The sequence below is a fragment of the Sphingomonas sp. CFBP9019 genome (assembly GCF_034045155.1).
Classification (GTDB): Bacteria; Pseudomonadota; Alphaproteobacteria; order Sphingomonadales; family Sphingomonadaceae; genus Sphingomonas; species Sphingomonas aerolata.
Map to the genome: position 1 here is coordinate 312,515 of NZ_JAXCWK010000002.1, position 12,939 is coordinate 325,453.

At 65.2% G+C, this 12,939-nt stretch carries 12 protein-coding genes; 5 read left to right on the top strand and 7 right to left on the bottom strand.

Annotated elements, in window-relative coordinates; genetic code table 11:
* Nucleotides 1–12 precede the first annotated feature (12 nt).
* Nucleotides 13–855, top strand: a complete 843-nt coding sequence (locus SOM18_RS05500) for a cytochrome c1 (RefSeq protein ID WP_031441575.1) — start codon at nt 13–15, stop codon at nt 853–855.
* A gap of 250 nt (nt 856–1,105) precedes the next feature.
* The gene (locus SOM18_RS05505; protein WP_052380991.1) at nt 1,106–1,750 is read left to right on the top strand and encodes a hypothetical protein; all 645 of its coding nucleotides are present in this window, start codon (nt 1,106–1,108) and stop codon (nt 1,748–1,750) included.
* A gap of 4 nt (nt 1,751–1,754) precedes the next feature.
* On the opposite strand, the gene SOM18_RS05510 is transcribed toward SOM18_RS05505, so the two are convergent.
* From SOM18_RS05510 to ychF, 3 genes are all read right to left on the bottom strand, one after another.
* Nucleotides 1,755–2,216 carry a MaoC family dehydratase gene (locus tag SOM18_RS05510; protein ID WP_031441577.1) on the bottom strand — a complete coding sequence of 154 codons (462 nt, stop codon included), beginning with the start codon at nt 2,214–2,216 and terminating at the stop codon, nt 1,755–1,757.
* A 14-nt stretch (nt 2,217–2,230) separates the two neighbouring features.
* Complete coding sequence (locus tag SOM18_RS05515) at nt 2,231–3,541, bottom strand: ectonucleotide pyrophosphatase/phosphodiesterase (protein WP_031441578.1); 1,311 nt, start codon at nt 3,539–3,541, stop codon at nt 2,231–2,233.
* 72 nt (nt 3,542–3,613) lie between these two features.
* Nucleotides 3,614–4,711, bottom strand: coding sequence for a redox-regulated ATPase YchF (gene ychF / locus SOM18_RS05520; RefSeq protein WP_031441579.1), 1,098 nt, complete (start codon nt 4,709–4,711; stop codon nt 3,614–3,616).
* A gap of 317 nt (nt 4,712–5,028) precedes the next feature.
* On the opposite strand from ychF, the gene SOM18_RS05525 reads away from it, so the two are divergent.
* Nucleotides 5,029–6,093, top strand: a complete 1,065-nt coding sequence (locus SOM18_RS05525; protein ID WP_031441580.1) for an NAD(P)-dependent alcohol dehydrogenase — start codon at nt 5,029–5,031, stop codon at nt 6,091–6,093.
* A 239-nt stretch (nt 6,094–6,332) separates the two neighbouring features.
* Here the strand turns inward: SOM18_RS05525 and SOM18_RS05530 are convergent, their stop codons facing one another.
* From SOM18_RS05530 to SOM18_RS05545, 4 genes are all read right to left on the bottom strand, one after another.
* Nucleotides 6,333–6,938, bottom strand: a complete 606-nt coding sequence (locus SOM18_RS05530; protein WP_031441581.1) for a TIGR02466 family protein — start codon at nt 6,936–6,938, stop codon at nt 6,333–6,335.
* Nucleotides 6,935–7,504 carry an aminoacyl-tRNA hydrolase gene (gene pth / locus SOM18_RS05535; RefSeq protein WP_031441582.1) on the bottom strand — a complete coding sequence of 190 codons (570 nt, stop codon included), beginning with the start codon at nt 7,502–7,504 and terminating at the stop codon, nt 6,935–6,937. The genes SOM18_RS05530 and pth overlap by 4 nt, the downstream gene beginning before the upstream one ends.
* A 226-nt stretch (nt 7,505–7,730) precedes the next feature.
* Nucleotides 7,731–8,429: a 50S ribosomal protein L25/general stress protein Ctc gene (locus SOM18_RS05540; RefSeq protein ID WP_037529604.1), complete on the bottom strand. Its 699-nt coding sequence runs from the start codon at nt 8,427–8,429 to the stop codon at nt 7,731–7,733.
* Nucleotides 8,430–8,682: 253 nt separating this feature from the next.
* Nucleotides 8,683–9,549 carry a TraB/GumN family protein gene (locus tag SOM18_RS05545; RefSeq protein WP_042467609.1) on the bottom strand — a complete coding sequence of 289 codons (867 nt, stop codon included), beginning with the start codon at nt 9,547–9,549 and terminating at the stop codon, nt 8,683–8,685.
* 203 nt (nt 9,550–9,752) lie between these two features.
* Here SOM18_RS05545 and SOM18_RS05550 point away from each other — a divergent pair, with 203 nt between their 5' ends.
* Both SOM18_RS05550 and glyS read left to right on the top strand, forming a co-directional pair.
* Nucleotides 9,753–10,592: a glycine--tRNA ligase subunit alpha gene (locus SOM18_RS05550; protein ID WP_031441585.1), complete on the top strand. Its 840-nt coding sequence runs from the start codon at nt 9,753–9,755 to the stop codon at nt 10,590–10,592.
* A gap of 124 nt (nt 10,593–10,716) precedes the next feature.
* The gene (glyS, locus tag SOM18_RS05555) at nt 10,717–12,933 is read left to right on the top strand and encodes a glycine--tRNA ligase subunit beta (RefSeq protein WP_031441586.1); all 2,217 of its coding nucleotides are present in this window, start codon (nt 10,717–10,719) and stop codon (nt 12,931–12,933) included.
* Nucleotides 12,934–12,939: the final 6 nt, after the last annotated feature.

Here is a 12,939-nt window from a genome sequence, read left to right on the forward strand (position 1 = left end):
GAGGATACATATATGGTTCGTCTCATCGCATCCCTGGTCGGCGCCGCCTTTGTGCTGGTGCTCGGCATCGCGCTCTTCGGCAGCGTGTCGGGCGTCATCACCGACCCCGTCGCGCCGTCTGCCGAGAGCGTCGCGCACAAGCATCCCAAGGAGCTCGAGCTCGCCTCGAACGGCGTCTTCGGCAAGTTCGACCGCCGTCAACTCCAGCGCGGGTTCCAGGTCTACAAGGAAGTCTGCTCAGCCTGCCACTCGCTGCGGCTGGTGTCGTTCCGCGATCTCCAGAAGATCGGCTATTCGGAGCCCGAGGTTAAGGCGATCGCCAACCAGTGGGTGATCGAACAGCCGACGATCAACCCCGAAACCGGCGAGGCCGCGACCCGCAAGAACATCCCGTCGGATCGCTTCCCGTCGCCGTTCGCCAACGAGGTCGCTGCCCGCGCCGCCAACAACAACGCGCTGCCACCCGATCTCTCGCTGATCACCAAGGCGCGCGAGGAGGGCACCGCCTATGTCCACTCGCTGCTGACGGGCTACACCGATCAGCCCGCGGCGTTGCTCAAGCAGTTCCCGGACATCAAGACGCCCGAGGGTCTCTACTACAACCCGTATTTCGCGAACCTCAACATCGCGATGCCACCGCCGATCACCGCGGACGATCAGGTGGCCTATGCGGACGGGACCAAGGCGACGAAGGAACAGATGTCGGCAGACGTCTCGGCCTTCCTGACCTGGACGGCAGAGCCGAACTTGGAGTCGCGGCACGCCGTCGGCGTCGCGTCGATCCTCTTCATCCTCGTCTTCTGCGGCCTTGCCTGGGGCGCCTATCAAAACGTCTGGCGTGACGTGAAGCATTGATCCCACGCCGCGGCTATCGCGGTATCAGGGCGTGAAGGACGGCGGATCGGGGCAACCCGGTCCGCCGTTTCGCGTTTGGCGACCCGCTGGCTGCCCGTGTCCGTGCCTGTGTCCCGGCGCCACGCCCCCATGGCCCACCTGTGGTCCCGGCGCGCGTCAGCCGTCGTTCATGGAACCTGCGGTAGGTCGGTATTGTTGTGCGACCAATGGCGGCGCGATGGGTCCGCTCTCCAGGTACGGGAGATTTTCGATGTTTTTCAAGCGACTAGGACTGGTCAGTCTCGCCATTGGTGTCGGCCTCGGCGTGGCCGGTTGCACCGATGGGTATGGCTATGGCGGCGGCGGGATCGGCTATGCGAGCGATCCCTATTATGGCGGCGGCTACGGCAACGGCTATTATGATGGTTACGGCGGCGGATACGGGGCCGGTTATGCCGGCGTCGGGCTCGGCTCCTATTATGGCTGGTATGGCGACTATTATTATCCGGGTACCGGCGGATACGTCTATGATCGCAACCGTCGTCCGCACCGCTGGAACGGTGCGCAGCAGCGCTACTGGCAGGGGCGTCGCGGCAATTATCGCGGTGCCGGCAACTGGGGCAATTTCGCCCGCGGCAACAGCCCCGCCGCGCGCGACTATCGCCAGGACCGGCGTGGCGCGAACCGCGACTTCCGTCAGGGTCGGCGCGAGGACCGCAACCAGCTGCGCGACGGTCAGATCACGCGCGAGCAATATCGCGGCGAACGGCGTGAAGCGCGGCAGAGCTATCGCGGCGAGGCACGTCAGGACCGGCGTGAATATCGTCAGGAGCGCGGCAATGGCGGCGGGTTCCGCGGTCGTGGCGGCGGCGGCGGCCGGGGCGGCGCCTATATGAACGTCCCCGTCCCGAAGTGACGGATCAGGATGCAGGCGCGCCGGTCGGGCGCGTCTGCATCAGCGCGTTCGACACGAACGTCATCACCATGACATCGTCCTGATTGAACACCTGCATCCGGCTTTTCACGATCCCCATTTCGGGGCGGCTGGCGGAAACCCGTTTGCCGAGCACCTCGGTCACGCAGCGCAGCGTGTCCCCCGGATAGACGGGCTTCAGCCATTTGAGTTCATCGATCCCGGGCGATCCGAGACTCGCCTGACGGTGCTCACGGATGTGCTCCACCAGCATCGCCATCGTCATCGCGCAGCTATGCCAGCCGCTTGCCGACAGCCGACCGAAATGCGTCTTTGCCGCGGCCTCGTCGGACAGATGAAAGGGCTGCGGGTCGTATTTTTCGGCAAAGGCGATCACCTCGTCGCGCGTCACCGGATAGTGGCCGAACGCCGCGGTCGCCCCGACTGCGATATCTTCGAAATACTGCACGCCCGCTGCTCCTCCTATCGTCGCAGCACCTTTTGGAAGGGCGCGTCGTTGCCGTCCAGCCCCGGTTCCGCGGGCAGCCCGATCAGGTCGCGGAGCAGCGGCTCGACCGCGACATTGTCGAAGCTCGCGATGGTCTTGCCACCGATGAACGCAGGACCGTTCGCGATGAACAGCGCGCGCATCTCCGAGGCGGCATTGTCATAGCCGTGCGAGCCGCCGGCCGAGACCTTGGTGGGCGTCGTCCGATCGATGCGCCATCCGACATCGGCGAGGCACAGATAGCTCGGGACGCGCGGATTGCGGCCATAATGGAAGCGTGCCGGAATCTCCGCCTTGCGCCAGCATTGCAGGTGGTCGTGCTTGCGCAGCAGTCTCGCCTCGAGCGCGGCCTCATGGCCGGGCACCGCGAACAGCGTCGCATAGGCGCCCGTCTCGACGAGGCGATAATCGGCCGGCGCCGCGATCCGGTCCATCGCGACGACGCGCGTGCTGCTGGTCGCCGCCATGCCGTGATCCGACACGATGACCAGATTGGCCGGCTGGCCGAGCGTCGCAAGCCCTTCGACGAGGCTGCCGATGCTGCCATCCACCTCGGCGGCTGCCTGCGTGGTCAGGGGGGAGTCGGGGCCATTGTCGTGCGCGGCCATGTCGACGGTATCGAAATACAGTGTCACCAGCTTCGGTCGGATCGCGGCGGGTCGCCGCATCCAGTCGAGGACGGCGTTGACGCGTTGCGTGGCGCTGATCTGCTGGTTGAACTGCTGCCAGTCCTGCGGCCGGGTGCCGCCGTCGATCGCGCCGTGGCTGTTGGGCTTCGGCGTGCCGCCGACCGCGACATTGGCGCCCGGCCAGAACATCGTCGCGCTCCGGATTCCCGCCTTTTCGGCGTCGACCCAGATCGGCGAGCTTTGGCTCCACCAGAAGGGATCGTCGCTCGCCATGGTGAATTTCTCACCGGGCCGCGTCGGATCCTCCATCGTGTTGCCGACGATGCCGCTGCGATCGGGTCTGAGCCCGGTCACCAGGGTCCAGTGATTGGGGAAGGTGACGCTCGGGAAGGAGGGGCGCATCGCCGCAAAGACGCCGCCGGCGCGCAACCTGTTCAGGTTTGGCGTGACGCCCCGGTCGAGATAGTCGGGGCGGAAGCCATCGATCGACACGAGGATCGTCACCGGTGCCCGTACCGCCAGCGGCTGCGCGCCCTGAGGAGCGGCGGTGGCGGTCGCGGGGGCAGCCTGGGTCACCGGCGCCAGGGCAGGGGGCGTGGCCGGATAGGCACAACCCCCGAGCGCGAGTGCCAGAGCTGAAAACGTCGCGTGTCTCATGCCGTCTGTTCTGCTCGCTACGCCCGCCCCTGGCGCGTGACTACGCACGCAGGGGCCGCGACATTGTTGGGATCAGCTGTGCAGGAAGTGCATCACGTCGCCGTCATGGACGACATAGGCCTTGCCCTCGGCGCGCAGCTTGCCCGCCTCGCGCGCCTTCGATTCCCCGCCCAGCGCGATGAAGTCGTCGAACGCGATCGTCTCGGCGCGGATGAAGCCCTTCTCGAAATCGCCGTGGATCTCGCCTGCCGCCTGCGGGGCGGTGGCGCCCGCATGGACGGTCCAGGCGCGTGCCTCCTTCGGGCCGACCGTGAAGAAGGTCAGCAGGTGGAGCAGCTTGTAGCCTGCGGTGATGACGCGAGCGAGGCCGGTCTCTTCCAGCCCCAGCTCGCCCAGGAATTCGCCACGATCCTCGACGGGCATCGTCGCGATCTCGGCCTCGATCGCCGCCGACACGACGACCGCCTCGGCGCCCTCGGCCGCAGCCTTCTCGAACACGCGCGCCGACAGCGCATTCCCTTTCGCGGCATCGCCCTCGTCGACATTGCAGACGTACAGGACGGGCTTGGCGGTCAGCAGCTGCGCCTGTGCGAACACGCGCGCCTCGTCCTCGTCCTTGGGCACCGTCAGCCGTGCGGGCTTGCCCTCGCGGAGCAGCTCGAGCGCCTGGCCGAGCACGGCGGCGCCGATCTTGGCCTCCTTGTCGCCCTGCATGCCCTTTTTGGCGAGGTTGGGGACGCGCTTCTCGAGGCTTTCGAGATCGCTCAGCATCAGCTCGGTCTCGACGGTCTCGGCATCGGCGATCGGATCGACCTTGTTGTCGACATGAGTCACGTCGCCATTCTCGAAACAGCGCAGCACATGGACGATCGCGTCGACCTCACGGATGTTGCCGAGGAACTGGTTGCCGAGCCCTTCGCCCTTCGACGCGCCGCGCACGAGGCCGGCGATGTCGACGAAGCCGAGCTGGGTCTCGATGATCTTCTGCGAGCCGGCGATCTTCGCCAGCGCGTCGAGCCGCTTGTCGGGCACGCCGACATTGCCGACGTTCGGCTCGATCGTGCAGAACGGATAGTTCGCCGCCTGCGCCGCGGCCGTCTCGGTCAGCGCGTTGAAGAGGGTGGACTTGCCGACGTTCGGCAGCCCCACGATGCCGCAGCGAAAACCCATGATATGCCTTCAGTTTGAGATTGGGGTATAAGAATGTGCGGGCGCTTTAGGGCAGGGCGAGAAGGAACGCCAGCATTCGGCCGGTCCCTCGGACCAACTCTCCCGTCATCCTGACGAAAGTCAGGATCCAGGGTCGCAAAGGGCGCCACTCGTTACTCTGGATCCTGACTTTCGTCAGGATGACGGAAAGATTGCCGGGCACGCCCGACTGATCGACCCAAGCGATTGCCGCAATGCAGCAAAATTATCGTACCGCTCGGTAGATATTACGAGTCCCGTGCGTATATCGCGCTCTGCCAGTCAGATTTAGGAATAGCATGACCACCACCGCCAAGGGCTACGCCGCCCAGTCGCCCGAGACGCCGCTCGCACCGTTCAGCTTCGAACGCCGCGCGCCGGGCAAGACCGACGTCGCGATCGACATCGCGTTCTGCGGCGTCTGCCATTCGGATCTCCACACCGCCAAGGGCGAGTGGGAAGGCACGCTGTATCCGTGCGTTCCGGGCCATGAGATCGTGGGCCGCGTCACCGCGGTCGGTGACGACGTCACCAAGTTCAAGGTCGGCGACATCGCCGGCGTCGGCTGCATGGTCGACAGCTGCGGCCAGTGCCCGTCGTGCACCGATGGCGAGGAGCAATATTGCGAGACGACCGGGTTCGTCGGGACATATAACGGCCCCGATCCCGTGCTCGGCGGCCACACCTTCGGCGGCTATTCGGACCATATCGTCGTCGACGAGGGCTTCGTGCTGAAGGTCACGCATCCCGAGGCCGATCTCGCCGCGGTCGCGCCGCTGCTCTGCGCCGGGATCACCACCTACTCACCGCTGAAGCACTGGAAGGTCGGCCCCGGCCAGAAGGTCGGCATCGTCGGTCTGGGCGGTCTCGGTCACATGGGCGTCAAGATCGCGAACGCGATGGGTGCTGAGGTCTATGTCTTCTCGACCTCGCCGAACAAGCGCGAGGATGCCAAGCGTCTCGGCGCGAAGGACCTGATCGTGTCGAAGGATGCCGATGCGATGGCGGAGCATGCGAACAGCTTCGACTTCATCCTCAACACCGTTGCCGCACCACATAATCTCGACCCGTTCCTCGAGCTGCTCAAGCGCGACGGTACGATGACACTGGTCGGTGTGCCTGCCGAGCCGCATCCGTCGCCCTCGGTCGGCAACCTGATCTTCCGCCGTCGCCAGCTGGCAGGCTCGCTGATCGGCGGGATCGCGGAGACGCAAGAAATGCTCAATTTCTGCAACGAGCACGGTTTGGTGTCGGACATCGAGATGATCCGCATGGACGAGATCGAGCCGGCCTATGACCGCATGGTCAAGAGCGACGTGAAGTACCGCTTCGTCATCGACATGGCGTCGATGAAGACTGCGTAACCACTCTATCTCCGTCATCCCCGCGCAGGCGGGGATCCAGACTGGCAACCCCGAGCGAGTATCGCCAAGGCCAGCCAGTCTGGGTTCCCGCCTCTGCGGGAATGACAACGAGTGGTGGGTGCCGCCGCCACCTCCGTCATCCTGACGAAAGTCAGGACCTTGAGTTACAGGCTCTTACGCTGCTTGGCTCTGGATCCTGACTTTCGTCAGGATGACGGGAGGGGTGAGGCCTACCTACCTCACCACCGATAATTGAAACTGATGCTGATCCGCTCGCCCTTCGCAGCATTCGGCACGACCTCATGCCTGAGCCAGCTCTCCCAAAGAAACACGCTCCCAGGCTTCGGCACCGCATAAACGAACGTCCGCAGATCCTCCGGCGCGTCGTCGAGCCGAGTTGGCGCCGCCATCATCATCGGCAGCCGCGGATCCTCGAGCTTCAGCGCGCCGGCGCCCTCCGGAATCGTCACGTACATCGTCCCCGACACGACGCTGTGCGGATGGATATGCCCCGAATGCGCGCCGCCGGGCTTCAGGACGTTCACCCACAGGCTGTCGAGCTTGAGTTTGCGCCCGCCCAGATCGAACGCGCAGTCCTTGGCGAACGCGGCGACATGCTTGTTGAGCAGCCGCACCAGATCGGCGAAGCGCGGGTCGCGCAGCGGCAGGTCGTTCAGCGAGGCGTAGGACGTATACCCGCGATAGCCATGTGCCTTCGACCAAGCGACGCCCGCGCGATCCGCCTTGGACAGTTCGAGCGCCGCGTCCTCCAGCTCCTCGACCAGATCGTCGTCGCCGAGATCGGCCTCGTAAAACCGCGTGGCGAACAGCGAACGGGTGGTCATGGTTGCATCCTCACAGCGACATCATTCATGAAGCGGACGTCGTCGCCCGCCGCCAGCCACGCCGCCTCCGCGGCGATCGCGCCGAGCATGTCGGACAGCGGCTCGATCTCGGTCTTGGCGTAATTGCCGAGCACATAGCCGGTGACCCGGTCCTTGTGCCCCGGATGGCCGATGCCGAGCCGTACGCGGCGGAAATCGGGGCCGAGATGCTGGTCGGTCGAGCGCAGCCCGTTATGCCCCGCAGTCCCGCCGCCGGTCTTCACCTTGACGCGGAAGGGGGCGATGTCGAGCTCGTCGTGGAATACCGTCAGCGCATCGACGTCCAGCTTGTAGAAGCGCAACGCCTCGCCGATCGCGCGGCCGCTCTCGTTCATGAAGGTCGCGGGCTTCAGCAGCAGGATCTTTTCCGATCCGATCCGGCCTTCTTGGGTCCAGCCCTGAAACTGCTTCTTGACCGCGCCGAAGCCGTGCACCGCGGCGATCGCGTCGGCGACCATGAACCCGACATTGTGCCGGTGCATCGCATATTGCGCCCCCGGATTGCCGAGTCCCGCCCAGATCTGCACGTGTGATTCTCCAAAAACGATCGTTGCCCGCGCCCCAAACCGTCATTCCCGCGGAGGCGGGAACCCATAGTGGCAAACCTCTCGATTCCATAGGAAGGTCCGAGGGTCTGGATCCCCGCCTGCGCGGGGATGACGGTTTTTTGGGTGGGCGGAATGGCTTGCAAAACGAAACGGGCGGGAAAGCCCTAGCTTTCCCGCCCGCCAGATCATCCGAAGACGAAGGAGATTAGTCCTTCTTCTGCGGCGTGATCTTGTCGTCGTCATTGTGATCGTCGTTAGGCTCGACCACGGGCTCTTCGTCCGAAGCAGCCTCGGCAGCCTGCGCCTCGGCGACTTCAGCCTCGAGCTCTTCGTCCTCGACGGTCGGGACGGTCGGCGGCACGATCGTGGCGATCGCGAAGTCGCGGTCGTCGATCGCGGGCGTCGCGCCCTTGGGCAGCGTCACGTCGCTGATGTGGATCGAATCACCGATTTCCATGCCGGCGAGCGAAATCGAGATCTCGCTCGGGATGTCCGATGCGTCGACGACCAGCTCGATCTCATGACGCGTGATGTTGAGGACGCCCTTGCCCTTCTTGATGCCGGGGGCATCGTCTTCGTCCGTGAACACGATCGGCACCGCGACGGTGACGGTCGAATGCTCGCCGATGCGCAGGAAATCGACATGGATCGGGCGATCCGTGACCGGGTGGAACGCAACGTCCTTGGGCAGCGTGCGCACGCCGTTGACCATCACGACCGAATTCATGAAGTGGCCGGTCATCAGCGCCTTCATCAGCGCCTTTTCCTCGAGGTGAACCGAGGTGGGTTCCTTGTTCAGGCCGTAGATCACGGCAGGCACGCGGCCATCACGACGCAGCGCCCGGGAGGCTCCCTTGCCAACCCGGTCACGCGTCTCGGCTGCGAGCGTCAACTGGTCGCTCATCAATATTCTCCGAAACTCGTTTGTTGTTCTTCCCGCCCACGCCTCCAGGGATGACCATGGACCGGAAGCGCGGGCGCATAGCGGAAGTGCACGTTTTAATCAACTACACCCTCTCCCCTCGGGGGAGAGGGAGGGGCCCGCGTGCATTTGCACGTGGGAGGGTGAGGGCACGGTGTGCCACAAACGCGTGCCTCACCCTTCCGTCGCCTACGGCTCCTCCCTCCCTCTCCCCCGAGGGGAGAGGGTAAGTCGCTCAATACTGTACCCGCTCCGCCTTCACGCCGAGCTTCGCCAGTTGTGCCTGAACGCTATCGGCGCCCGCAAGATGCCCGGCGCCGACCGCGACGAACACCGTCCCCGGCGACTTCATCCGGTTCGCGACCCACTCCGCCCATCGGGCATTGCGATCGACCAGCAGGGCCTTTGCCACCTCGGGCGAATCTTTCAGGCTCTCATTCATTTCGCGCGCGAGCGCCTCCGGATCGCCCTTCGCCCATTCGTCGACCATCGTCGCCATCGTCGTCTCGAGCTTGGGCAGTTCGTCGATCGTGCTGCCGAGGAACTGCAGCTGTGCCTGTTGCGATAGCCCGCCGAAATAGCCCAGCTGCTGCTCCGCGGTCTCCAGGCCGGTCACCGGCTTGCCCGCCGCCTTGGCCGCGGCAGTGATCACCTGCTCGGGCCCGTTCGCGGCGTCATAGCCAAGCTTCGACAGCGGCGCGATCGACAGGTTGGTCGCCGCAAGCCAGGGCCGGAATCGGTCGAACGCGTTTGCCGGCAGCCCCAGATCGGTCACCGCCTTGGCATAGGCCGCGCGCTTCTCCGCGGGCAGCTGTTCGGTCAGCGTCGGCCCGTCCTTCGTCACGCCGGTCGCCATGACCAGGGTCTGCATCTTGGCGGGATCGGGCATCACCAGCTCGAGCACGACCTGCTGCGAGCGGTCGAACGCGGTCTTCACCGCCTCGTCGAACCAGGTCATGCCGGGTTTGAGCACGTGGATCGTCCCGAACAGGTAGATCGTCGTGTCCTTGTCCTTCACCACCCACAGGGCGGGATCGGCATCGTTGGCGGCCTGCGCCGGTTTCGGCGCGACCTGCGCGCAGGCGGGCAGCGCGAACGCCATCGCAATGGCGGACAGCGTCGAGCGCAGCGGGGCGGAGCGAAGCGACGCGAGTCGGGAAAACAGCTTCAAGGGGAGGGCATCCTCATCGTTGGTCGGCCCCATGTAGGATGCGCGATCGCAACGCACCACTTGCCTCGCGCACCCCCATCCGCCAAAGCCCGCGCGTGACCCAGCCCCTGAAAAAGCCTCTTAGCTTCCAGCGCATGATCCTCACGCTCCATGACTATTGGAGTGATCACGGGTGCCTGATCCTGCAGCCCTATGACATGGAAATGGGTGCGGGCACGTTCCACACCGCGACGACGCTGCGCGCGCTCGGTCCGAAACCGTGGAACGCCGCGTTCGTCCAGCCCTGTCGCCGTCCCACGGATGGCCGCTATGGCGAGAATCCGAACCGGCTCCAGCATTATTACCAGTATCAGGTGATCCTGAAGCCGTCGCCGGCGAACCTTCAGGAGCTGTATCTGGGCTCGTTCGCTGCGATCGGCATCGACATGTTGAAGCACGACATCCGCTTCGTCGAGGATGACTGGGAAAGCCCGACGCTTGGTGCGTGGGGGCTCGGCTGGGAGGTCTGGTGCGACGGCATGGAGGTGACCCAGTTCACCTATTTCCAGCAGATGGGCGGCTTCGACATGAAACCCGTCGCGGGCGAGCTGACCTACGGGCTCGAGCGGCTCGCGATGTATATCCAGGACAAGGACAGCGTCTACGACCTCGCGTTCAACGACGCCGGGGTCACCTATGGCGAGGTGTTCCTGGAGAACGAGCAGGAGATGTCGAAGTGGAACTTCGAGGTCGCCGACACGGACTCGCTGTTCGACCAGTTCCGCAAGCATGTCGCCGAATGCGAGAACTCGCTCGCCGCCAAGCTGCCGATCCCGGCCTATGAGCAGGCGATCAAGGCCAGCCACATCTTCAACCTGCTGCAGGCGCGCGGTGTGATCTCGGTCGCCGAACGCCAGGCCTATATGGGCCGCGTCCGCGACCTCGCCAAAGGCTCCTGCGCTGCGTGGATGGACAAGCACGGATGGGCGGCATGACCCGTCCTCGTGCCGCAGGCTGTATCTCTTCTTCTCTCCGCGTCCTCTGCGCCTCTGCGCGAACAGAATCTCGCGCAGAGGCGCAGAGAGCGCAGAGTGTTTTTGCTCCGACCGGTGAGCCCGAATGACCGACTTCCTCCTGGAGCTCCGCTCCGAAGAAATTCCCGCCCGCATGCAGGCGAAGGCGCGTGAAGACCTTGCCAGGCTGTTCAGCGCCGAGCTCGCCAAGGCCGGGATCGCCACCAGCGATATCGTCACTTACGCGACGCCGCGCCGCCTGGCGCTGATCGCACGCGACCTGCCGATCGAGACCGCCGCCGTCTCCGAAGAGGTGAAGGGCCCCAAGACGTCGGCACCCCCGCAGGCGCTCGAAGGGTTCCTGCGCAAGACCGGCCTCACGCGCGAGCAGCTGGTCGATCGCGGCGGCACGTTCTTCGCGGTCACCGAAAAGCCCGGCCGCGCCACCGCGGACGTGCTTGCCGAGGCGATCCCCGCGATCGTCCGCGCGTTTCCCTGGCCCAAGTCGATGCGCTGGGGCGATGCCTCCGCCAGCACCGAATCGCTGCGCTGGGTCCGCCCGCTGCAGGGCATCGTCGCGCTGCTCGGCGAGACGATCGTGCCGTTCGAGATCGCCGGCATCGCAAGCGGCGCTGCCACGCTCGGCCACCGCTTCCACCATCCGTACCAGATCACGATTGGCGGCGCGCACGACTATGTCGAGAAGCTGCGCGCCTGCCACGTCATCGTCGACCAGGACGAGCGCGCGACGCTGATCCGCGATCACGCGCGCGAGGCGGCGATGCAGGCCGGGCTCGAACTGATCGAGGACGAGGGCCTCGTCGCCGAGAATGCCGGGCTCACCGAATGGCCGATCCCGCTGCTCGGCCGGTTCGATCCCGCGTTTCTCGACGTGCCGCCCGAGGTGATCCAGCTCACCGCGCGCGTGAACCAGAAATATTTCGTCTGCCGCAGCGTCGACGGGACCCTAGCGAACGCGTTCGTCTGTACCGCTAACATCGCTGCGCACGACGGTGGCGCGAAGATCGTCGAGGGCAACCGCAAGGTCCTCGCCGCGCGTCTGTCGGATGCGAAGTTCTTCTACGACACCGACCTGAAGATGCCGCTCGAAGAGCAGGCGGATAAGCTCGAGAAGATCGTCTTTCACGAGAAGCTCGGTACGGTGGCGGACAAGGTCGACCGCGTCGCCAAGCTCGCACGCTGGTTGGTCGAAGAGGGTATCGTCGGGGGTACGAGTTCGTCCTCCGCTACCTCTTCGTTCCCCGGCGAAGGCCGGGGCCCAGTTGGGAACGGCGCCTTGGCTGAGGCCGTCGCGTCGTCACAACAGCCTTCCCACCTGGACCCCGGCCTCCGCCGGGGAACAGAAGAAGCGCCCGAGGTCCGGGCGGAACTCGCCACCCTCGCCGAGCGCGCCGCGCGTCTCGCCAAGGCGGATCTCGTCACCGGCATGGTCGGCGAGTTTCCCGAATTGCAGGGCCTGATGGGCGGCTACTACGCCGCAGCCCAGGGCGAGCACCCCGCCGTCGCCGCCGCGATCCGCGACCATTACAAGCCGGTCGGGCAGGGCGATGATGTCCCGACTGACCCGGTGACGGTCGCGGTCAGCCTGGCGGACAAGCTGGATACGCTATTCTCGTTCTTTGCCGTGAAGCTATTTCCAACTGGCTCGAAAGACCCGTTCGCTTTGCGAAGGGCCGCTCTGGGTGTCTTGCGGACGATTCAAACGGCCAATCTCAAATTCAAGATCGACGCGGCAGCTCGCGCCTGGTCTGGGGAAGAGAATGCTGCGCTCGGTATAGTACTCTCCGACTTTCTGCATGATCGCCTCGGCGTTCAGCTGCGCGAAGCCGGCATCCGCTATGATTACGTCCAAGCTTCCACCGGTTGGGGCACTGGAAGCGACGACCGCATTGATCGGGTCGAAGCGCGGGCCAAAGCGCTTGCGAATTTTATATCGACCGAGGACGGGAAGAACCTGCTCGCCGGTTACAAGCGCGCCGCCAATATCCTGAAGAAGGAAGCCCCTTCTGCTCCCCCTCTCCGCGCAGGTGAGAGGGAGCAGTATGCGCCCGAACCCGCAGAGGCCGCGCTCCAGTCCGCGCTCGACGCCGCCGAACCCCGCGCAACTGCAGCAATCGCGGGCGAAGATTTCGCCGCGGCGATGGCCGCGCTCGCATCGCTGCGGGCGCCGATCGATGCGTTCTTTGATAGCGTTATCGTCAACGACCCCGATCCCGCCAAGCGCTCCGCCCGTCTCGCGCTACTTGAGCGTATTCGCGCCGCAGTGCACAACGTCGCGGACTTTTCGAAGATCGAGGGCTGACCCGCC